General features: G+C 33.7%; 20 protein-coding genes. 9 read left to right on the top strand and 11 right to left on the bottom strand.

Annotated features, from left to right (window positions below; all coding sequences use genetic code 11):
* Nucleotides 1-266 precede the first annotated feature (266 nt).
* Nucleotides 267-1,208, top strand: a complete 942-nt coding sequence (gene mtrH, locus Q9969_RS08695; RefSeq protein WP_305515330.1) for a tetrahydromethanopterin S-methyltransferase subunit H — start codon at nucleotides 267-269, stop codon at nucleotides 1,206-1,208.
* Between the two features lie 184 nt (nucleotides 1,209-1,392).
* Nucleotides 1,393-2,553, top strand: a complete 1,161-nt coding sequence (locus Q9969_RS08690; protein WP_305515332.1) for an aspartate aminotransferase family protein — start codon at nucleotides 1,393-1,395, stop codon at nucleotides 2,551-2,553.
* A gap of 192 nt (nucleotides 2,554-2,745) precedes the next feature.
* Here Q9969_RS08690 and Q9969_RS08685 read toward each other — a convergent pair whose 3' ends face one another.
* A complete protein-coding gene (locus tag Q9969_RS08685; RefSeq protein WP_305556469.1) occupies nucleotides 2,746-3,189 on the bottom strand; it encodes an NUDIX hydrolase in 444 nt (147 codons plus the stop codon).
* Between the two features lie 322 nt (nucleotides 3,190-3,511).
* Between Q9969_RS08685 and Q9969_RS08680 the strand changes: the two genes are divergently transcribed.
* The 4 genes from Q9969_RS08680 to dapF all read left to right on the top strand — a co-directional run bounded on the left by Q9969_RS08680 (nucleotide 3,512) and on the right by dapF (nucleotide 7,072).
* Entirely contained in the window at nucleotides 3,512-4,123 is a 612-nt protein-coding gene (locus Q9969_RS08680; protein WP_305556461.1) for a hypothetical protein, read from the top strand.
* Nucleotides 4,124-4,445: 322 nt separating this feature from the next.
* Nucleotides 4,446-4,829: a hypothetical protein gene (locus tag Q9969_RS08675; RefSeq protein WP_305556445.1), complete on the top strand. Its 384-nt coding sequence runs from the start codon at nucleotides 4,446-4,448 to the stop codon at nucleotides 4,827-4,829.
* 89 nt (nucleotides 4,830-4,918) lie between these two features.
* Nucleotides 4,919-6,202, top strand: a complete 1,284-nt coding sequence (lysA, locus tag Q9969_RS08670; protein ID WP_305515340.1) for a diaminopimelate decarboxylase — start codon at nucleotides 4,919-4,921, stop codon at nucleotides 6,200-6,202.
* 9 nt (nucleotides 6,203-6,211) lie between these two features.
* A complete protein-coding gene (gene dapF / locus Q9969_RS08665; RefSeq protein ID WP_305556442.1) occupies nucleotides 6,212-7,072 on the top strand; it encodes a diaminopimelate epimerase in 861 nt (286 codons plus the stop codon).
* Between the two features lie 60 nt (nucleotides 7,073-7,132).
* Here dapF and Q9969_RS08660 read toward each other — a convergent pair whose 3' ends face one another.
* The 7 genes from Q9969_RS08660 to polC all read right to left on the bottom strand — a co-directional run bounded on the left by Q9969_RS08660 (nucleotide 7,133) and on the right by polC (nucleotide 16,177).
* Nucleotides 7,133-7,717, bottom strand: coding sequence for a HemK2/MTQ2 family protein methyltransferase (locus tag Q9969_RS08660; protein WP_305556439.1), 585 nt, complete (start codon nucleotides 7,715-7,717; stop codon nucleotides 7,133-7,135).
* 5 nt (nucleotides 7,718-7,722) lie between these two features.
* The gene (gene rsmA, locus Q9969_RS08655; protein ID WP_305556431.1) at nucleotides 7,723-8,595 is read right to left on the bottom strand and encodes a 16S rRNA (adenine(1518)-N(6)/adenine(1519)-N(6))-dimethyltransferase RsmA; all 873 of its coding nucleotides are present in this window, start codon (nucleotides 8,593-8,595) and stop codon (nucleotides 7,723-7,725) included.
* Between the two features lie 8 nt (nucleotides 8,596-8,603).
* Nucleotides 8,604-9,230 (bottom strand): DUF655 domain-containing protein, encoded by a 627-nt coding sequence (locus tag Q9969_RS08650; RefSeq protein ID WP_305515348.1) that lies wholly within the window; start codon nucleotides 9,228-9,230, stop codon nucleotides 8,604-8,606.
* A gap of 156 nt (nucleotides 9,231-9,386) precedes the next feature.
* Nucleotides 9,387-9,731 (bottom strand): RNA polymerase Rpb4 family protein, encoded by a 345-nt coding sequence (locus Q9969_RS08645; RefSeq protein WP_305515349.1) that lies wholly within the window; start codon nucleotides 9,729-9,731, stop codon nucleotides 9,387-9,389.
* 5 nt (nucleotides 9,732-9,736) lie between these two features.
* Entirely contained in the window at nucleotides 9,737-10,027 is a 291-nt protein-coding gene (locus Q9969_RS08640; RefSeq protein ID WP_305515351.1) for a 50S ribosomal protein L21e, read from the bottom strand.
* Nucleotides 10,028-10,323: 296 nt separating this feature from the next.
* Nucleotides 10,324-12,642 (bottom strand): anaerobic ribonucleoside-triphosphate reductase, encoded by a 2,319-nt coding sequence (gene nrdD, locus Q9969_RS08635; protein ID WP_305556415.1) that lies wholly within the window; start codon nucleotides 12,640-12,642, stop codon nucleotides 10,324-10,326.
* A 247-nt stretch (nucleotides 12,643-12,889) separates the two neighbouring features.
* Nucleotides 12,890-16,177 (bottom strand): DNA polymerase II large subunit, encoded by a 3,288-nt coding sequence (gene polC / locus Q9969_RS08630; protein WP_305556412.1) that lies wholly within the window; start codon nucleotides 16,175-16,177, stop codon nucleotides 12,890-12,892.
* A 161-nt stretch (nucleotides 16,178-16,338) separates the two neighbouring features.
* On the opposite strand from polC, the gene Q9969_RS08625 reads away from it, so the two are divergent.
* From Q9969_RS08625 to Q9969_RS08615, 3 genes are read left to right on the top strand one after another with little or no spacing between them, the layout of a single operon-like run.
* Nucleotides 16,339-17,442: a hypothetical protein gene (locus tag Q9969_RS08625; protein WP_305556409.1), complete on the top strand. Its 1,104-nt coding sequence runs from the start codon at nucleotides 16,339-16,341 to the stop codon at nucleotides 17,440-17,442.
* A gap of 35 nt (nucleotides 17,443-17,477) precedes the next feature.
* Nucleotides 17,478-17,948, top strand: coding sequence for a nucleoside deaminase (locus tag Q9969_RS08620; RefSeq protein ID WP_305556401.1), 471 nt, complete (start codon nucleotides 17,478-17,480; stop codon nucleotides 17,946-17,948).
* A 1-nt stretch (nucleotide 17,949) separates the two neighbouring features.
* Nucleotides 17,950-18,327, top strand: coding sequence for a hypothetical protein (locus Q9969_RS08615; protein WP_305556385.1), 378 nt, complete (start codon nucleotides 17,950-17,952; stop codon nucleotides 18,325-18,327).
* A 12-nt stretch (nucleotides 18,328-18,339) separates the two neighbouring features.
* Here Q9969_RS08615 and Q9969_RS08610 read toward each other — a convergent pair whose 3' ends face one another.
* From Q9969_RS08610 to thiC, 3 genes are all read right to left on the bottom strand, one after another.
* Nucleotides 18,340-19,551, bottom strand: coding sequence for a cytosine permease (locus Q9969_RS08610; RefSeq protein WP_305556382.1), 1,212 nt, complete (start codon nucleotides 19,549-19,551; stop codon nucleotides 18,340-18,342).
* 69 nt (nucleotides 19,552-19,620) lie between these two features.
* Nucleotides 19,621-21,204 carry a lysine--tRNA ligase gene (gene lysS, locus Q9969_RS08605; protein WP_305515365.1) on the bottom strand — a complete coding sequence of 528 codons (1,584 nt, stop codon included), beginning with the start codon at nucleotides 21,202-21,204 and terminating at the stop codon, nucleotides 19,621-19,623.
* A gap of 447 nt (nucleotides 21,205-21,651) precedes the next feature.
* Nucleotides 21,652-22,950, bottom strand: a complete 1,299-nt coding sequence (thiC, locus tag Q9969_RS08600; protein WP_305556379.1) for a phosphomethylpyrimidine synthase — start codon at nucleotides 22,948-22,950, stop codon at nucleotides 21,652-21,654.
* Nucleotides 22,951-23,161 lie beyond the last annotated feature (211 nt).

Below are 23,161 nucleotides of genomic sequence, written 5' to 3'. Positions count from 1 at the left end.
ATTTAAGCTATTTTCAGTTTTATTTTAGTAATAATTAAGTATATTTAAATCATTGTAATATCTATCTGTTTTATCTAAAATAACTTAATAATTGTTATTTTTTAATATAAATTATCCTAAAACAATATATTTATATATAATTAATTTTAAAAAGTTTAATTGGTCTAAGATATAATATCGGTTAATTGTTATAATTATTTGTTTTCTTTTTCAAATATTTTTAGCACATATCCTAGATCGAAATAAAACTAAAGAGGTAATTTAAAATGTTCAAATTTGATAAAGAACAGACAGTTTTTGACTTTGCAGGTGTAAAGATGGGCGGTCAACCAGGAGAATATCCTACTGTTCTATGTGGCACAATCTTTTATGGCGGACACAACATAATCAATAATGAATTAACTGGAGATTTCGATCATGAAAGAGCTGAAAAGTTAATAAATGACATGGTTAACATGTCAGATGTAACTGGAAATCCATGTATTGCACAAGTTTTTGGTCAGACTGAAGAAGCTATTGTAAAATACTTGGAATTTATTGGAGAAATAGGCGATATGCCTTTTTTAATAGACTCAACATCTGGGGATGCTAGAGTAGCAGGAGCCCAATATGCTGACGAAGTGGGCCTGACTGATAGGGCAATATACAATTCTATTAACATGTCCGCTGATAAATCTGAAATGGAAGCACTTAAAAATACAGATATAGACGCTTCAATTATTTTAGGATTCAATCCAATGAATTCCACTGTACAAGGTAAAATTGCCATGTGGGAAGATGGTGATGACGGAGCTTATGAAAAAGGTTTGCTTGAAGTTGCTGAAGAGTGTGGAATTACAAAATTCATGATGGATACTGCGGTTACTCCATTAGGTCAAGGAGCAGGTGTTGCAGGAAGGGCTTCATTTGCGGAAAAAGCTAAATGGGGATATCCGGTGGGTTCAGGTATTCATAATATTCCATCAGCATGGGATTGGTTAAGGGATTATAAAAATGAATCAGGCAACAAAACAGCATTTACTGTATGTGATATTGGAGCAAATATTTTGCAAGTCATGTGCTGTGGCGACTTTGTATTGTTTGGACCGATAGATAATTCAACAATCTGCTTCCCGGCTATTGCCCAAACAGACATGTTCATCGCTGAAGCTGCTAAAGATTTAGGAACCGAATCAATCGAAACACATGCTATAAATAACTTATTGTAAACTTTGATTCAATAATTAACTTTTCGAGTTGAATTTAATTCCTCTTTTGAAAATTAAAATTTAAACATTGAAAACCTAGATAAAGCACTAAATTTTTATTTAGTGCTTTTAATGTTATTTTTGAAATTATTTCATGATAAATCTAATATATTATGGAAAATATAATAGATTGTAGGAGGATATAATGAACACTCAAGATTTAATAAAAATTGAAGACGATTATTTTATTAACACTTTCACAAGACAACCAATCGTATTGGATCACGGGGAAGGTGTTAAAGTAACGGATATTGATGGAAAAGAGTATTTGGACATGTTTGCAGGTATTGCAGTTAACACTTTAGGCCACAATCATCCGGCATTAGTGGAAGCAATACAAGCTCAGGCAGAAAAACTCATACATATATCAAGTATCTATTATAATGAACCTGCACTAATTTACGCTAAAAAACTGATTGACAGAACAAACTTCGACAGAATATTTTACGCAAACAGCGGTGCTGAAGCAAATGAAGGAGCTATTAAATTAGCCGTAAAATACACAGGCAAAAGCGAAATAATCTCAACTGTTGACTCTTTCCATGGAAGAACAATAATGACCCTTGCAGCAACCGGGCATGAAGAGTATCATGAGCCATTTAAGGCAGTAATGCCACAGGGTTTCATCAATGTCGAATACAATAATCTCGATGCCATTGAAGAAGCAATAACTGAAAATACTGCAGCTATCATTGTTGAACCTGTACAGGGTGAGGGTGGAGTAAATGTTCCGGATATAGGATATTTAAAAGGAATTGAGAAAATCTGTAAAGAAAATGATATTGTATTCATTGTCGATGAAGTACAAACCGGATTTGGAAGATGCGGAACATTATTTGCCCATGAATTATTTGGGGTCAGACCGGATATAATGACAATGGCTAAAGGAATAGGTGGAGGAGTTCCGATGGGCGGAATCCTTGCAACCGAAAAAGTAGCTGGAGGATTTGCACCGGGCGATCACGGAACTACTTTTGGAGGCGGTCCACTTGTATGTGCGGCGGCAAATGCTATTCTGGATACTTTTGATGAGGAAAATATTCTTGATAATGTTAATGAAGTTGGGGAATACTTCTTATCTGAACTGAAAAAATTGGATAAGGAAATCATTGCCGATGTGCGTGGTTTGGGATTGATGGCAGGTGTAGAATTAACCAAACCTGGAGCTGAATATGTCGATAAACTCCGTGAAGCAGGATTTTTAATTAACTGCACTGCTGGAAATGTTTTAAGATTTTTACCGCCATTGATAATTACAAAAGAAGAAATAGATGCATTTGTTAAGGCTTTAGATGAAATACTCTAAAGTTCACTTTTTAAATTATTTTCCAGTATTAAATTTCACTATATTCAAAGCGTTCTGTTTTTAATCCAATAAACTTATGATTTAATTTAGAGAACATATTGTCTTGTACTAGATCAATTAGACTTATCATTAATTAAAAATGAATATGGTATGCTATTTTTACCGCTGACCACATTTTCATTGATGATTGATTTATATCATCCAATTCATTTTTTCCAATACTTCTCTAAAACAGTCTGACAATTCCAAAGTCTTAATCTCATCAATTGAAGCGTATTTTGCATCAGTATGCTCTTCACTTATTTTTAGCTCACCTTCAACATCATCCAAATACATTATCATCTGCACGGTTCTTTTGTATGGATAGTCATGCTGTATGGCTATTGCAAGATCACCTACCTTGCAATCTAGGTTTGTTTCTTCTTTAATCTCACGAATAAGTGCATCATCAAAAAATTCTCCATTTTCCACTTTGCCTCCAGGCAATTCCCAAGTATCTGGAGCGGTTCTATTATTTGGATGTCTTTTTACAACTAAAATTTCGCCATCGCTATTTTTTATTATTCCCCGCATTGTTAGGCCATAATCTCTTTTCATATTAATTAATTTAAATGTGTTTTTTATACATTTTTTCATTTCATTGGCAAATCCTGGGACTGTCAATTTGTTAGGACTTTTGATAACATCTTGTGTTTATTTTTTCAAAGTCTTTTTTCCAGCCTTCTTTTAATTTTTTACTTCTTAATTTTTCGTTAAATTTATATATTGGTTATGGTTTAGTTTTTTTTTAGTTTTTATATTTTTTTTATTTTTCATGAAATTATTTCGTTATATTATCGTTTAATTTTGATATATATTAACAATAATTTTTAAAATTAATTATTTATGATTATAAACTTTTTATAGTTTATTTTAAGTGTAATTAACTATTTATAGTATGGAAAACAAATAATTATATATGTACAGCAAAATTAAATGCCTTCCATATCTTAAATTGGTTGGCGAAGCTTATATATTTATCGGTGCATTTAAGGATCCAGTTCGAAATGGATTTTTGGTTGAAAAAGATTTTGATGAAAAAATTTATCCTCAATTAATTTTGCCTATTGGTGCTATTCTCGACGATGATTACTTTGTTAATAGTCAGGGTATTGTTGAAGAACGTGAACCTTATTGTAAACATTGTGGTGCTAAAAAATTTTCTAGAAAAGGATATAATTGGAGATTACTTTATTTGGATGATGGAACTCCTGTTAGAATTAAAGTTAAGCGATATAAATGTAAAAAATGTAAAAAGAAGTTCCAAGTTGAATTCACTGAATACTGGGGAAAATTCTGCAATTATTCCAATAAAATGAAAAACAAAGCAAAAAAACTCCTACAACACGGATGGAAATCACTAAGAAACATTGGAAATGATTTTAAAACGTTATTGAACTTTAGTATTTCACATGAGTCAGTTAAAAAAGCTTTAAAAACTGATGACGGACTGTACTGGTTAAACGAAGAACTAAAACTCTCAGGATATTATGGATATGATGCCCAATGGGTCAGAAATGAAGGAAAATGAATATACAGACTAGATATATTTGATATAATCAATAATATACCCTAGCATACCTAATATCCAAAAAAGAAACATCAAAAATAATTCACGATTTCATTGACATATCAATCCCTTTAAAACACCGCAAAGCAATAATAACTGACTTAAAAGAAGACTATGAACAAATAATGATAAAATTAGGCTTTGCACACCAACAATGCACATTCCACCTAATAAAAAAACATGACAACCAACTTAAAACCAAAAATAAACGAAGAACTCGATAAATACGAAACAGAATTACGAAAAAAACAACACAAAAATCTCAGAAAACAAAATCAAAAAAATGAGAAAAAAGAAAAAAGAAGAAATATCTGATAAAATAAAAATATATGTTGGATTATTTTACGAATTATTCCACCAACAATCACTCGAAAAAGCAATAAGTTACATAAAACTATTAAAATATGAATTAAAGAATTTTCCAAAGATGATGCAAGACTACTTAAATAAAAATTTCTTCCCAGTTTACAGAAAATATCTAATATTCCTTGAAAAAGACCATATTGGAAAATTAGATAGTACAAACAACAAAATAGAAAATTACTTCGGAAATACATTAGATAAACACACAAAAAGAATCTATAGAACTCCTGAAGGAATATTTGACTATATCATGACAAGAAAAGATGGGTGGATAGAAAATCAAAAAAAAGTCCTAACCAATTGACAGTCCCCAAATCCTATTCCTTCACTACTTTTAAATAGATTAAGGCAAATAAGTAATGTTATAATGTAACTTTTTAAGGAGTTTAGATTATGAATTTAAATATTAAAACAAACGATAAAAACCACTTGGATATTGGTGGTGCAGATGCAGTAGATATTGCAGAAGAATTCGGAACTCCAACTTTTGTAATTGATGAGAGCAGAATAAGGGACAATTATAATAGGTTTTATTCTGCTTTTTCAAAATATTATCCTGATTTTAAAGTATTTTATGCATGTAAAGCTAATACCAACCTTGCAGTAATGAAAATATTGGAAAGTGAAGGCTGCTGTATCGATGCTGTTTCACCTGGAGAAGTTCACATCTCAAAAATGCTCGGATTTTCAGGGGAAAGAATCTTGTTTACAGGCAACAACATTACCAATGATGAATTAAAATTCGTACATGATGAAGGTGCAGTTTTAAACATCGACTCAGTATCCGCACTTAAGAGATTGGCTGGTGTGGTGGATCCTGAAGGATTAAAGATATCCTTTAGGGTAAATCCTATGGTTGGTGCAGGACATCATGACCACTGCATTACAGGAGGGGTAATGAGTAAATTCGGCATCATGGATTCAGAAGCTGTTGAAGTATATGAAATGGCAAAGGAATTAGGTTTCAACCCAATAGGTATGCACTCCCACATCGGGTCAGGTATTTTAGATCCGGAGCCATTTAAATTAGCTATCGAATCTACAATGGATATTGCAGGAAAAGTGCACCAGGAAGCCGGAATTGACTTTGAATTTGTTGATTTTGGTGGGGGTGTAGGGGTTCCATACAGTCCCGAAGAGAATGTCGTAGATTTAGGCAGGTTTGCGGAAGTTAACATTGCCCTGTTTAAGGAAAAGTTAGAACAATATGATATGGGTTCTCCTACAATGTACCTTGAGCCTGGAAGATTCCTGGTAGCTGATGCTGGTGTATTGCTTGTAACTGTTAACAGTATAAAACAAAGCTATCGTAAATTTATCGGAGTGGATGCAGGTTTCCATACCCTTTTAAGGCCGGCAATGTATGAGTCATATCATCATATTGTTGATGCAAGCCGTATGGATGCAGAAAACACTCAGGAAGTAGATATTGCAGGTAACGTATGTGAATCCGGAGACTTATTCGCACGTGACAGACCAATGCCTGATGTATGTGAAGGAGACGTTTTAGGTATCTTAAACGCTGGAGCATATGGATTTACAATGTCATCCAATTATAATTCACGCCCACTTGCTTCTGAAATTTTAGTGACAGATGGAAAATGCAGGGTTGTACGTGAAAGACAAGAATTTGAAGATTTATATGCTAAACAAAGTATTCCGCCACACTTAAAATAGGCTGATAATATGGTAGACTTAAAAGGATTAAGATTTTCAAAGATGCATGGAATAGGCAATGACTTTCCAATCATAAATGAATTTGATGGGGAAGTTATTCCTGAAGCTGATAAGTCAGAAGCATGCAGAATCTTATGTCACAGAAACTTTGGAGTAGGTGGGGATGGAGTATTGTTTGTAGAACCGTCTGAAGTTGCTGATATTGGATATAGAATGTTCAATCCTGACGGAAGCGAAGCTGAAATGTGTGGAAACGGTATAAGATGCTTTGGAGATTTTGTATATCGGAAAGGTATTTTAAAACAAGAAAAAATGACTGTTGAGACAAGAGCGGGAATTAAAACTATTGAAATAACCTTAGAAAATGATGAGCCGGTATTATTTAAAGTGGATATGGGGTTATCCACATTTAAAACTTCAGAAATTCCGATGAATGCTGATGAGGATGAGTTTTTAAATGGGGAATTGGGGGTATTGGATACGAAATTCAACTTAACTGCCGTTAGTGTTGGAAATCCTCATGCAATCATCTTTGTTGATGATGTGGATGAAATTGACATTAAAAAGTATGGTCCTGCCATTGAAGCACATGAAGCATTTCCTGAAAAGATCAATGTGCACTTTGTGGAAGTTATCTCTGGAAACGAAGCTAAGATGAGTACTTGGGAACGTGGTGCTGGTGTTACGCTTGCCTGCGGTACTGGTGCAACTTCAACTGCAATTTCTGGTTTTAAACTGGGATTATTCGGCGATGAAATATTGCTCCATTTACCTGGAGGGGACTTAAAATTTAATATTTATGAAAAAGAAGGTGCTCTTGGAGCTTTCATGGAAGGTCCGGCAGAGCTTGTTTTCGAGGGAGAATTATAAAATTCCCTCATGATTTTTTAAAATTATTTTTCAGGATAAAAAGTATAAGAATTGCTTTATTTAAACTTTATAGGCATTAATCAATGTGATGTCTTCAAAAAAGAAATGTTCAGAGGCTTTTATTTCTGCCATGAATCCTAATTCATCTAGTTTGGCTAATGTTTCTTCATTGCCTGAAAGTGAAGACTGTATCATCTGGACAATTCCACCATCATTTAAATGACTTTTCAATTCATTTAAGAATAAAGCAATAACTTTCCTACCATTTAATCCACCATCGAATGCATAATTTAATGTGTCATCTATAACTTCCCCTTCTTCAGTTGGAAGATATGGAGTATTAAATAAAATTACATCAAACTTTCTATTTTCAAGAGGTTCAAACAGATTTCCAAATAAAATTTCTATATTTTCAATATTATTGGCCTGGAAGTTTTTCCTTGCAAGTTCACAAGCATCAAAATTAACATCGGTAACTGTAATGTTGTCAGTCAATCTTGAAGCATACATTGCAACAATACCAGAACCTGTTCCAATTTCCAAAACGCTCATTCCATATTCAATTTCTAAATTATCAGCTAATAAATAACTGTCTTCAGCTGGAACATATACATTATCATCGGTATTGATAATAAACTCTGGCATAATATCTACTCATTAAAAACCGGGTTTAATTTCTTTGAAACATACAAAATCTCTTCGGGAGTTAACACAATAACCCTTTTTGAGAGATATTCATTTATTTCATCATCTTCAATTGCATTTAATCTTTTTTTGAGAACTTTTTTATCAATATTGCCAATAATGTGCCTTGAATCAATTAAAGCATTTCTAATTTTTTTATTTCTGTGCTGGAATAAAGCTTTTGTAAATTTAGAATAAATCTCAAAGTCTTCTCTAGATATCCTATTTTCTTTAGGCTTTAGCCTAACAACCATTGAGTCAATTTTCGGTTTTGGAATAAAACTCTCTGAACTTACATCTGTCAGTTTTTCAACATCACATTTAAAATAAAGCATAGCTGAAAGCCTTGAATAATTTTTAGTTCCAACATCACCTGCCATTCGCTGCCCAAATTCTTTTTGATACATTAAAATAGCTAAATCAAAATCGTAATCCAGAAATTTAAAAGTAATCGGTGATGAAATTTGATAAGGTAGGTTAGAGACGATTTTATTAAAATAGTGAAAATCTATATTTAATGCATCATCGTTAATTAATTCTACATTATCTATTTTTTCTTTTTTAAGCCTTTGAATTAGTATTCCACAAATTCTAGGGTCTTGTTCAATGGCCATTACTTTTCCAGCTTTTTTGGCAAGGTCAATGGTTAGTGTTCCAATTCCTGACCCTATTTCTAATATAACATCATCTTTTGTTATATTTCCAAAGTTAACAATTTGATCTCTTTTATTCTTGTCGATTAAATAATTTTGACCAAGACTTTTATTTAACTTTATCCCATTCTGATTTAAGATATCTTTAGTTGTTTTAGATAATGATTGGGAATTTTCACTAATCAATTTATCACTTATTTTGTTCTTGAAAATCTAGGACATTGTGTAAATATGCAATATTTGTTTTTTCCTCTTTTTGGTATTGTTGTATCTAATTCTTGTTTAACTCTATTGACAATCATTCCTGCAGGATCGGCCAATGTCGGAAGTCTTTCAGCGATGTCTTTAAAACTTTCAAAAGGTTTTTCTTCTCTGGCTTTAATAATGTCCCACATGTATTTTTCACCAATTCCCGGAATTAATTCAAGTGAATGAAGTCTTGTACTTACGGAATCTGCCGTGTTAAAGAACTCAACATATTTCTCTTCATTAGCTTCAACAATGTCACGAATAGCATAATCCAATTCGATTCTGCTTGTTGCAGTTAAATTTTCGAAATCTAATTTTCCAAGAACCTTGTATATTTTCTCTCTTTTATCTCTTCCAATATACACGGTTTCTTGCATTTCTAAATCAACACCATTTTTAGGAGATAATTCAAGTAAAGTGAATCTTTCTGTACCAATAGCTTGAGCAATAGGCTTTCCACCAAATTTGGACATATCGGATTTAATATATCCTCGACTTAGGTAATCAAGCACAACAGCATTTTCTTCTTTTTTAACTGTTGGAGTCTTTCCATTTTTATTTTTATTATTCATATTATCACTCACTATTGTTTTTATTATATAACTAAATTAGCTATAACATTAACTTATTCTATAAGTTTAATCTTTAACTATAATAAAGATATCTAAAAAAAGTTGCTTTTTAAGTTAAAATTTAAAAATAAATAAAAAGAGGGAATAGTAAAAATACTATTCGACATATTCATATTGTTCAAGCATCTCAAGGATTTTTTCCATGTCCTCTTTGCTTGTTTTGGTTGCTTCTTTAGCAAAGATTAATCTCATATCTGCTAAATCTTCTGGAACCATATCAACAATATGAGCAGCGACTTTATCTCTTAATCCAAATTCCTCTTGGAGTTTTTTTAAGATTTCATCTGCATCATCAGCAGAATATCTTTTAAACCTTGAAAGATGGTTTAATGTAAGATTTTGTTCGTAATTTAATTCATTATCTTCAGCAAAATCTTCAAGTACTTTTTTAACTTTGGAACTTGGTATGGGTTCGCTTTTGATAATTTCTTTTCCAATCATAGAAATCAGTTTTGTAATTTTAAGTGGTCAGGTCGTACTATTAACTCTTTTGCTTTATTTCCATCTTTTAAAGCGACGAGGTATGCTTTTCCTTTTTGACCCACGATTGCACCGGTTTTTCCATGGAATCTAGGAGCAGGCTGTCCTTTTTGGATGGATGGGTTAATAGTAATGTGAACTATATCTCCTTCTTTAAATCTTTGGAGTCTGTTAGTAATTGGGTTAGTTCTACCAGGTCTTTGTACTTTGGTCATTTTTTTTCTTGATCTACTTTTTAATCCTCTTGATCTTTGCATTATATTACCTCGAATCTGTTAAGTCTGGGTATGAATCTATGTTATCAGCGATCTAGTATTAAATTAGCCCATAAATACTAGTAACATAGAATGTGAAAATAACTATTATCATCAGTGATATGATAATATTACAATTTTAGTTTAATGTTATTAATATACTTTTAGTTTTGATGGTTGTGGGCTCTTTCAAAAACTTAGGTGATTGCACTTTAAAGAAATTCTTACATTATAGTTGGAAGTATTTTTAAAAACAGATTAATATGGTGTTGTTAAGATGGTGTGAAAAGAAGATAACTTCAGTTATCTTCAAATCTTCTTCTATCCATTAGTTCCTGCCGTTTACCTGGGTTCCATCCTCCGGATGCAGATTTTGCACGTCCGACTTGTTGCACGTAACCGGTAATTCTGTCATACCATTCTACATCTTCTTTTTCACCACAGGTAGGACAAGCATTGTTAAGTCCTTTCATTAAAGTTTTACAATTTAAACAGAAGCTCAATGCTGAACTGTAAGCCCAGAATCCGATATCTGATTTTCTTGCGATTTTATTAGTTAAACTCATTAATGAATCTGGATCGGAGTAAGATTCTCCCATGAATGCATGGAATATGTGTCCGCCAGGAGTTAATCTGTGGTATTGTTCTTCAATTTTGATTTTTTCAACTAATGACAATCCAGTATCTACAGGTACATGTGAGGAGTTTGTGTAGTAGTTAGCGTTTCCATCACCTTGCACGATAGCCTGATCGGCATATTGTTTTTTATCAAGTGTTGCAAATCTGTAAGCGGTAGATTCGGCAGGGGTTTGTAAAACAGTCCATCTGAGTCCGGTTTCTTCCTGTAATTTTTTAGCTCTGTCATTAACATATTCGAGACATTTTACACCGAATTTATTAGAGTCAGGGTTTTCAATTCCTTCACCGAACAAGCTCAATAACATTTCGTTAAGTCCAACAAAACCGAAGGATAAGGTTGAGTTTTGGATTCTGTAGTATGAATCTTCACCTACTTGTTGTTTTAAAAACGGTAAAATGTGGAAATCATTTAAACATTTTAATCCTTGTTCTCTTCTAAGCATTAAAGTTTCAACTGCTAAATCCATGTATTCGTCTAAATATTCAAATACCTGAGATTCATCTTTGGATTGGTATCCGATTCTTGGGAAGTTTAAGGTTACGTATGCGAGGTTACCGGTTCTTAAACAATCTTGATCCCAGTCACCAGTCCAAGTATCTTGTAAACATGTTCTGCATCCCATGTAGTTTGCCATTTTTCCTCTGTATTCGGGGAACATGTTTACAAAGTAAGATGAACCGAATTTTGCAGATAATTCATGCACTAGTCTTAAATCATCTTCGTATTCACCGGTCATTGTTTCAGGCCTTAAGGTATAAATAGTATTTGGGAATAAATGAGGTTTACCTTCGTTATCTCCTTCAAGTAATGTTTCAGTGAATGCTCTCTGGATTAATCTAGTTTCATCTTCAAAGTCAGCGTAAGTTCCAACAACCTGGCCTTTTGGCCCGTATGCGGTTTCTTCTTTTAAGAAATCAGGAACACCAAATTCCAATGCCATACTGGTAAATGGAACTTGTGATCCACGAGCTGCGTATGCCATGTTTAAGTTGTAGATAAGCATTTGCACAGACTGTTTGATTTCTTCATAGCTTCTGCCTCTTGCAAATGGTGCAACAAACACGTTCCATAAGGACATTCCTTGTCCACCAGACATGTTTTGCTGTGCTGCAAGCATAATTTCACCAGTGTGGTTCATTAAAGTTTCCATATGGTTTGGTGCACCTGCAATGGAGGTGTGGTCACCTGTACCATCTACTTTAAGCCCGTATTTGATGAAAGTTCTGATATCATGTTGCATACAGTTCATAGGTCTTCCTGCGAAGAATTCCAAATCGTGTATGTGGATGTCACCGGACATGTGTGCATCTGCTAAGTGTGCCGGCAGCATTTTTAAGAGTGCATATTGTTTCAGTGCTTCGTCCGCTACATGCTTGTGGATACTTTCTGGGTTGTGAATCATGTTTGCATTATCTCTGTTACCATTTTCGATTAAAGAGGTAATGTTGTATACTGGAATACCTAAACGAGTGTAACGGCTTCTTAAATCTTCTAATCCGTATTCTACTAATTTGGTGTTAACCATTTCCCTAATCATAGGTGCAGTTAAGTATTCCACATTTAATTTTTTGAGTTCCTTCCATGTTTCAGTGGCAATTTCGAAAGCGGTTTCTTGGCTAGCTCCGGTTTCTTCAATTAATGTGTTAGCAATTTTTGATAAGTCAAATGCTTCGATAGTATCTCTGGAAGTGCGTACTTTTAATTGAGTACTTGCTAAATATTTATTTGCAATTTCAGGATCAATGTCTTCTAAGCATTCGTGCACGATTTTTTTGATTTCTTTGGTTTTAATTCCATCATATAGTTGAGACACTACGGTTGCAATTATTTTGTCTGACTCAAAAAATGGAGTTTCGACCATAATTAATGATTTCATTAATTTTTCGTAACTAAATCTTTCTTTAATTCCGTTGTTTTTTTCTACATTGATTTTAATGGATTCTTGTAAATTATTTCCTAATTCTGATATTTTTTCCATTTTCACACCATTTTTCCATTAATAAAAATTTATATGTCAAATTCTGAGAGGGGTGCCTCTCACTTACTATAGTATTAGTACTCCCTTGTATAATTATTGTTCGCAATTACACGAACTTCTATTTAGTACATAGGATTTAATCATATATAAAATGTCCATCTTGAACCGAACAAAGTTTATATACTCTGAAATATCTTATATTACTGATATAAAAAATCAATAATCCAAGAGAGCATTTGGGAAGTATCTAGAAGAATACATCCAGCGAGCTCTGTTTGGATTTATCACTTTCAAACAACGAGTTAATACCGTATTCTTGGATTTCAAGACGTTGCTCGAGATAATGTGATACGGGATATCTGTTAACCAGATCTCTTGAAATTTCAAGATACTTGGTAACCGATCCTTTTGATACAGATAAAATTAAATTACCTCCACATCTGCATTTTCCGTTAAGGGGCATTCTGCGATATTTGGCTCCACACTTTGTACATCTGACTTTTTGTTTGGAAAATGCACGGGAATTGCCCATAATATCTGGCAGGAAATGTGAAGATAAAACCTTTTCAACAACACCCCGTTGATCAACAGCTCTAATAGTCTCAGCAAGGGAAATTTGTGCTTCTACTTTTTCTTTCATGGAAGGTAGCCTCTTATAAAGGCAAACTGTAGGTCCTGCATGGATGCTTGAAGTATGATGAGAAAACATTAATCCTTCATACTGCTGGGGAGTTCCTAAATGCATTTCAACATTGTCAATATATTCAAGTACATCAGCAGGTTTATGTGGAGTATATGTTTCTTCATAAAACTCAACAGGGAATCTTTCAAAAATATCCAAGTTGTGGGACTCGTCATCTATTTCTTCAGGGTCAATTCTTGAGGACAAAACCAAAGGAGCATCCATACTGCCTCCTCTAGTGTTTGGCAAGTAAGTCTTTGAAAAGTTAATTAAAGCATCTAAAAGTAACATTACAGCATCTTCGTCACTGTCACAGTTCCTACGTTTAGCAGAATGGAAGTAAGGATGAGCATAACAACCTAATGCTTTTGTAAATCCAACAATTCTTCCCAATACTCCGGCGGAGGTATGGGGTGCAAGGCCTGCCACTAAATGTCCAATCAAATCACTTCTTTCTTTAACATTATAAAACGGATCCATATCATAATACCTTGTAAGCTCATCATCAATAAATTGAGCAGTTCTAAGCAGATATTCTCCGCAATTTTCAGATATTACAATATCCTGCACTCTTAACTCAATAATTTGGTCAATATTTTCAATCGGATTTCCATAGCAGTCCTTTTCATAACCCATTTCATGTAATTTTTCAACGCTAACTCCAATTTCTCTTGGGATGAAATGAGTCAGCGGCAAATCAGTTGAATCGTGACGTATTGTTCCATCTTTAAAAGTAAATACTTCATGTTTAGCTCTTAGTATTCCTTTTTCAATAGGTTCAGGTAGTTTTGATTCTGAAATCATACCGACAACACCTTTAACCTCATCAACACGTCTTACTTTAACATTATCAGATGCTTTTTTAAGCATGCTTCCAAGAGGAATATTTTTCTTAGAAGGATTACCCATTTCAGTTGGATGGCCACATTTGGGACAAAGTGCACCAAATGAGCTAATTCCACATTCGGGGTTAGTACATTTCCTTCTTGAAATGTCTATCTTGATATTGCCTTTTTTAGCAGCTGTTGCAACTAATCTTCTAGCTCCACCATTATTGCCAATTGGTATTAATCCATGAGGTGCAGGTTTCATCAACCTTTCTTTTGATTTTTCAGGTCTGCCTACACGGGTGCCAATGTAGGCGGGAGCTTTATTTTTAATTTCAACAGGCGAAACACTATTGACAGCTTCAATAGTAGTTTTCATTTCTGGTAATTTCCGGGATAGTGTTATTAAAAGGGCATAAGAGTGATCTTTATCAATAATTATTTTTCCATCTCTTACAATATGGGGAACACCTATAATTTCCAAAACTCTTTTTGGATAGGATAACTCCAGTTCAATTCCTTCGCCCTGTCTGTAAGTTGATTTGGATTTTTCAAGCAAATCAATTAAAGCATTCAAATCCTCAATGCTCACGTCATTGTAGCAATAAGTGTATTTTGGATGGAGAGGTATACCATAATCCTTAGATAATTGGAAAGCTTCAACAGAGGGGATATAATCATATTCAAGCCTGTGCAAATCCAAGTCATCACTAAAATTTTCACTTCTCATTAATAGCCGAATCCACCATTCTTCAACCCATCCGGATGGGCATAACGGTTGGTTGTTTCTTAAAAACTCACCAAATGCAACAAGCATATCTCCTAGGAACAATATTTCGACAACATCTTTTTTAAGTTCACGTGCCTGTTTAACACTATCAATAATTATTACATCGCCGTTTTTAAGTTTAACAGTTGGTCCTTCAATAGAATCCACCGGAACGACACAATTTCCTTTTCCAGGATATTCAATTTTAAGCTGTGTTCCTACTGCTAAAAATTCAAGCAATGCCATAGTAGCTGGATGAACTCCCATAGTGGCAAGGCCTGTGTTTCTAGATCTTCCATATCTTAATCTAAATGCACCCTTTTCGGAAGGATATCCAAGAATGGGTCTTCCTCCAATAATGTCCTGAATATATTTTGGTTCGCTGGCAACGTCTGAATTTCCACTATCGTCTGAAGAGTCATTTGTTTTAGGTTTTGAATACTCTTCAAGCCAATCCCAGTCAAGACCTAATTTATTAGCGATTTTTTTAATTTTTTTAGATTTCTGGATAACTCCTTCAACCATAGCTAAAAGCGCTCCGCCACGAATATTGTTAGTTTCCACACGTTCTAAATCTCTATGGGACACTTCTACTTTATCAGTTTGCTCTCCTGAAACTTCTACTGGGATATGGGTGGCGGCAAATCTCACTTCTTCTGGCGTTGGTGAGTATTGTAAATTTGTAACTTCGGACTCGTAAAGCTCAACTTCTTCTACATATCTTTCGATTTCATCATCGATTGGTTTAAATTCATCAATATTAATTGCTCTTCTGATTTTATCCCCTAAAAGTACAGCCAATGCAGCAGCTGTACCTCCAGCACTTCTAATAGGTCCTGCAAAGTAAACTCCAATATACTTTGTCCCATCAAAGTTTTCTTTAATTTTTACTTGAGAAATTCCTTCCAGAGGAGCTGCTACCACTCCTTCTGTTAAAATAGCAAGAGCAGTTCTTAAGCCTTGGTCACATCTTTGCTCTTCATTCCATTTTGCTTTTTCACCACTTAATTCGAACTTTCCAGATGCAATTTCAGCGGCAATTTCAAAAGCAACAGACTCCCTGTCCAAATCTGTTTCCAATTCTTTAATTCTTTGCGCTACACCTTCGGGACCTACAAGCCCTTCTACTCTTTCAGCTAAATCCTTTGCAAGTGGTACTTCAGTTTCTGTTTCAACGTCTAAACCCCGTGACCTTGCCATATTTGCAATTTCGTATAGGTGATTGGTTTCTTGTTCTAATCTATCAAAATAATCCATTGTATCGCCACAAGTTACAAAATTAATTTAGTATGTTACTATTAGTTTTCATGATTATTAAAATTTTTTTTAATAATACTTAAATATCTCAAGATATTAATCTATTAGTGTATATCGTAGTTGAATTTATATTAAGTAGTATTGTTATTATGGTGATTTTAATGTCTGATGATAAACCATTAAATGCTATGTATGGGCAAAAAGTAAAATTAGATTTAGATAAATTAAAAAACAAACGTGTAGTTAAAACAGATAAAAAAGTTGTTAAGGAACCAGTTGCTGAAAATAAAGTTCCTGATCCTGTAGTTGAAGAAACTATTGATGAAAAACCAGAGGCTATTGGAGAAGAAAAGTCATTAGTCGAAGAATCTGTTGAAGAGGAAGTTCCTGAACCGGTAGTTGATGAGGAAGTGGCTGATGAGGACATTGTTGAAGATCCTATTGTGGAAGTTGATGAGGAAGTTCCTGAACCGGTAGTTGAAGAAACAGTTGAAGAATCTGGTGAAGAGGATGTTGAAGAACCTAAAAAACAACCAAAACAAAAACCTTCTAAATTAGATGAATTTAAAGATAAGTTAGATGAAAAAGATAAAAAATTATCTAATCAATCAGATGAACTTAACTACTTAACTAACAAACTAATTCCCGATCTTAAAAAGGAAAATGCCGAGCTTAAAAAACTTAAAAATGAATTAACTCGAGCGCTTGAAAAATCCACTAGAAAATACTTTGACCAATTAGATATTAATGCGGATTTAAGTAATAATATTGTTAAATTAGGTGCTGAAAGAGCAGTTTATAAAGTAAAATCTGATAAATTCGAATCCAAACTAGCTAACCTTAAAAAAGATTTGGAATCTAAAATATCTGATCTTAAAGCTAAACTTGATGAAACCGATATTGAAAAACTTTTAAAGGATAATTCTAAGTTATCTAAAGAAGTCAATGAGTTAAAAAGAAAATTGTCTAGTGCAAGAAAAGAAAACATTTCTCTTTCAGAAGAAATTGACAAACTAAGATCTGAAATCCTTAACCTTGGAAATTATAAAGATGAACTTGATGCAAAAAATGAAAAGGAAATTTCTGTTTACAAAGAAGAAATATCTGCTCTTAACACTCAATTAAAAATTAAAGAGAGCACTTATGATAAATTATCTAATGAAAACGGTAAAACAATTTCAAATTTAAGAAAACGAGTCAAAAAACTTGAAGATGCATTAGAAAAAGAATCCAATAAAAAAGGATTATTCACTAGATTCAAATAAATGAATTAAATTTCATTTATAACATTATTTTTTTCATGAAATCTGATAATTATTTTATGAGCGAAGCTATTAAGGAAGCTGAAAAATCTTTAGCTGAAGGAGGTCTTCCTATTGGATCTGTACTTGTTAGGGATGGCGAAATAATATCCAGAGGACATAATCGTCTTATTCAAAACAATTCCGTAATTTTACATGCTGAAATGGATGCAATAGAAAATGCGGGTCGCTTATGTTATGATGATTACAGAAGATGCTGTTTATATACTACATTGTCACCTTGTCCAATGTGTTCAGGTGCTGTAATATTATATAATATTCCCCGTGTTGTAATTGGAGACAATACTACATTGATGGGTGCTGAAAACTTATTAAAATGTAATGATGTTGAAGTAGTTGTATTAAACGATATTACATGTCGTGATTTATTTTTAGAATTCTCATGTAATAATTGTGAAATTTGGGATGATGAACTTAATAAAGTCGGAAACACTACAGAATCAAGATAAAATGGAAATAGTAGTAACAGATGAGAACGATGAAAGATTTATTGAATTCTGCAAATCTTTCGGATGCAGTGTTGAAGGTCCTCAGATAGCTTTACTCTTAAATAATTATAAAAAGACAGTAGGTTGCGCTAGTTTTAAGGCATATGACTCAAAATCTGCTGAAATCACCACCTTATTTTTAAACTCTTATGATAATCGTGAAAAAATATCTTATAAATTAATTAGGCAACTTGAGAAAATAGCTATGGATTATGAATTTAAAAGTGTTGTAGTTAATTTCGATAGTCGCGAAGACATTTTGGTTGAGATATTTGAAAAATTAGATTATCAATTTGTTGATGAACTTTTAATGAAAAAAGAATTTAAAAGTTTAATTTAATGTTAATAGGATTTAATAGTTTCTTTTCAATGTTTTAACATGATATATATTTTGCAATAATACATAGACATATGTAAGTGTTGCCGAAACTATAATTGAAAGTAATGTTGGTCCTAAGACAACCGAATCGAATAATCCGGCCAATTGATAAACCATAAATCCTACAAACCATGCAAACATATTCCATTTCCAATGAATAACATTGTCGTCATGATTTTTATTTAAGTAAAACGAAATCAGTAGCACTGCAGCCATTGGAGCAAACACTGATGAAATTAGGTAAAGAAAACCTATGTAATGATTCATAATTCCTGAAATGGCAATTCCTACACTTAAGATGCTGACTATAACTCCTGCAATTTTGGGATTTAGTCTGCTGTAAATGGATTTTGCAGATTCCCCCGCCGAATTTGTTGCTAACAAGTTTGTAGTCACGGTTGAAAACACCATGATTATGACTCCAGGAGTTCCAAGGCCCATTATGAGTATGGCATCTGCAATGTTTTTTGATCCAATGCTGACAACCCCAATTCCTATGAAATACATCCATAGGCTTGCAAGTGTGTATGCTATTGCTGATGCTGCTGTAGCCTTAACAGGATTTTCAACATCCTTGGTGTAGTCAGATATTACAGGCAACCATGAAATAGGCATTGCAATCGAAATTTCAAAGATATTCCAAAAACTAAGCGCTTGTGAGCTGCTAAAAATCGAATTCACTCCAGCAGGTGTGCTGAACACGAACAATTTAACAGACAATATCACAAGTAAGGCTATCAATACCGACATGACGCTTGTTGTTATTTTTGTTGAACGTTGAAGTCCAATATAAACCCATAGGCCAACAAGTGCTGCAAGAATAGCCGAAGTCATCTCAAAAGATATTGGCAAATTCAGGCTAACAAGGGCAACCGCTCCTTGTGCATTCAATACCGCTACCCATGCAATTAATTGCAATACATTCAATGTTGCAAAAAACTTGGATCCATATTTGCCAAAAGCCGATTTTGTTGTTTCCATTGCATTTATTCGAAGTTTTGCACCAATAAACCCAATGAAAAATAGCAATATTCCACCAAGTACATGTCCAAGGACTAGTGGAAGCCATAATGAATTTAGTGAAGACGCTGAAGCTATTTGAATGCCCGCTTCGATTTCAGAAACTGATATTGCAACACCAAACCATATTAAAGTGTTTGTAAAAATTCCTGTGGGATTTTCCATATTCTACTTCCTAGTGGGAAAATTATTAAAATCACGAACGCTGTTCTGAAGAAATAAAAAGTTAAAAGATTAAGCTTCTTTTCTTAATCTTTTTACAACAAAGTCTTTGTCTAAACTCAACAAGAATGACGCCGCTCTTGGGCCTTGTTTTTGTCCAAGAATCATTTTATAAATAGCTTGGAAACCTTTTTGCGGTTTTAATTCTTGAGCTTCTAAGATTTCATACATTGCATCGTGCAGGTCAGCTGCATCACTGAACTCAGTAGTTTCCATCAAACCGGCTAGGTCAGTTAAGAATTTGTCTTGTTCAGTGGTTAAAGGTAATTTCGGTATACTTTTCTCTTGCACTTGGAATTTAACAAATTTAGGTGCATAAGTATCCAACCAGTAAATTACATTATCAACTCTTTGTCTGTATTGGGCTAATTCCGTTTCAGTTAAATCGCAGAATTCTTTATCTTCAAAGCTTTTAGTTAACTGTGAATTCCTTTTAAGAATGCCGAATATTTTTTCAAGGTCATCACCAGCTATTTGATAAGCATTAACTAAGAATCTAAATGAAGGTCTGAAAGGCAGAGGGCTGCCTTCATTAATCTGAACTATTTCATAGATTTCCTTGAATTTTTTACCTTCTTTTTCAGATGGAGCTTCTATTTCATCGTAGAATACTTTTTCAACTGTATCAAACTGGTCAATGAAGTCTAAGAAAGGCATTTTTGGTGAGAAATCTTTCGCTTTCATAGGTTTTGATCTAAATAAATAGTAATTAAGGCTTTCTGCAGGTCCAACTTTTAACCATTCTTCAGGAGCAAAGAAAACACCGTGGGATTTACTCATGGCTTCCCCATCAAGAGTAATCCATTCGTATGGCACTGGGTATGGTGCAGGATAGTCGAATATTTTTTCTGAAATCACGCTACTTACATCATATGATCCGCCACTTGCTGCATGGTCTTTTCCAAATGGTTCGCAAGTAGTTTTAAAGATTTTCCATCTTGCCGCCCATTCAACTCTCCAGGTAAGTTTACCATTTCCAGATTTAATGTCCATTTCACCGTCATGGCCACATTCGCATCTGTATTTGATGGTATCTCCATTGTAGTCATATGCGTAAGTGGTATTTACTCTATGGCATTCATCACAAATCGGATTGTACGGTAACCAATCGTCTGCTAATTTTTCTCTTCTGTATTCGTTAAAGATTTCTTTGATTTCATCAACTTTTTCAAGTGAAGTTCTAATGTAGTCAAGGTAATCTCCGTTTTTATACATTTCAAAACCGGATTTGGTTTCCATTTCAATTCCATAATCTTCCATCACTGAAAGCAAAGGTTTTTCAAAGTGTTCTACAAAGTTATCACAACAACCGTCAGGGCATGGAATCATTGAATATGGCATCCCCAGGTATTTGTCATAATCTTCAGGTAAAGGATATGGGACTTTTCTTAAAGGATCGTGGTCATCAGCAATCCAGATTGTTTTTGCCTCTTTTCCCATTTCTCTTAATTTTTTACCGATTGCGTTAGCTATAAAAATATCGCATGAGTTTCCAATATGAATGGAACCTGATATGGATGTTCCACTTGCAATAATATGTTCTTCTGTATCTTTTTTAGCCAGTTCAGTAGCTACATTTTCAATCCAATGTGTCATCTATATTCTCCATTATAATAATAAAAATAAGTTTTATATTAATCTTGTTTTTATATTTAATAATATAAAAATATTATATCGATTTGTCTTTTTAAAAAACTCGTGCGGCATTTTTTTGATATTCAGAGATATTCAAGTGATGATAGTAGTTTGTTTAGAATATTAATTAATTTTATTTAAGTATTGGGTAATTATCTATTATTTTTTAAACACAATATTCTAAACTAATTGGGATGCATATCCCCTATAAAACTCTAAGGAAAAGAAAACAGTACGGCCTATAGGTAAATAATTTAAATAGATGATTGTAATCAGAATATGGAAATAGAACATATCTCTGCTTTTATACGATACATGTCGAAGAAAAATACATGCCAGAATAATAAAGGGAATAAATTTTATCTCACATATCAAATAATAAAAAAGAGAATTAAATAGATGGGATATCTATTTAATTAATTCAGAATCAGATTGGTCTAACCATTCGTTCACGATTTTTACTGCACAGTAGTTGCCACACATGGTACAGGTGTCTTCTTCTTCAGGTGGTCTTTGGTCTCTTTTTGCACGTGCAGCTTCAGGAAACATTGCACATTCATATTGTGCTTCCCAATCAAGTTTTTTACGAGCTTCTGCCATCGCGAGGTCTTGTGTGCCGTCGATTCTACCAGTTGCCAAATCTCCTGCATATGCTCCTATTTTAGTTGCAATAACTCCTTCTTTTACATCATCAGGGTCTGGGAGAGCTAAATGTTCTGCTGGAGTTACATAGCAGATAAAGTCAGCACCTGCTTTTGCAGAGGATGCAGCTCCAATAGCCGATACGATGTGGTCATAACCTGGTGCTACGTCACATACGATAGGTCCAAGCATGTAGAAAGGTGCATTTGAACACATTTTCTTTTGAATCATTACATTTGTTGGAATTTCATTAATTGGAATGTGTCCTGGACCTTCAATCATACATTGTACTCCTGCTTCACGGGATCTGTCAATTAATTCGCCTAATATAATCAATTCCTGTATTTGTGCCCTGTCGGTCGAATCAGCAATAGATCCTGCTCTCATACCGTTTGCAAGAGATAATACTACATCGTGTTCTTTTGCGATTTCTAATACGTAATCGAAGTTTTCGTATAGTGGGTTTTCTTTTTCGTTTTCCACAATCCAACCGGACATGAATGATCCTCCACGGGATACAAGTCCAGTTACGCGGCCTTGTCTTTTGAGTCTGGTTAATGTTTCAATGTTAATGCTGCTGTGGATTGCCATAAAGTCAATACCATCTTTTGCTTGTTTTTCAATGGTGTTGAATAATTTATCTTCTTCCATGTAGACTACGGAACCTTCTTCCCTTATAGTTTCAATCGCTGCTTGGTAGACTGGCACTGAACCTACAGGTAGTGGGAACATGTCTAAAACTCTTCTTCTTATTACATCCAAGTCTCCACCAATACTTAACTCCATTAAGCAGTCTGCGCCATGGTCAATTGCAATTTGTGCCTTTTCCACTTCTTCATCGAAATTAACAATGTCGGTTGATGTTCCCACTGTCGCATTCACTTTTGTTCTAAGTCCTGCTCCAATACCTGCAGCTTCAATGTCTCTGTGAACATTTCCAGGTATTACAATAGTGCCTTCTGCCACGGATTTTAAAATAAAATCTTCACTTACACCTTCAATTTTGGCAACATGCTTCATTTCCTCTGTTAAAATGCCTTTTTTAGCATCACTGATTTGTGTCATTATTATCTCTCCACATAGATTTAAAATAGTCAAATTTACTTTATACTCTTATCATATAAAGTTGATAATTTCTTATTTTAATTTAATAGTATTTAAATTAGTAGGATATTTTTTAATTCCAACTTTATTGATTTAAATCAAGTTTTTTTTAAAAAATAGTAAATTTTATGTAGATATAACAAAAATAAAGGTGTTTTGAGAAAAATAAAGT

The sequence above is a fragment of the Methanobrevibacter sp. V74 genome (assembly GCF_963082495.1).
Taxonomy (GTDB): Archaea; Methanobacteriota; Methanobacteria; order Methanobacteriales; family Methanobacteriaceae; genus Methanocatella.
Note: the sequence above shows the minus strand (reverse complement) of the source record. Positions and strands in the feature narration are given on the sequence as shown.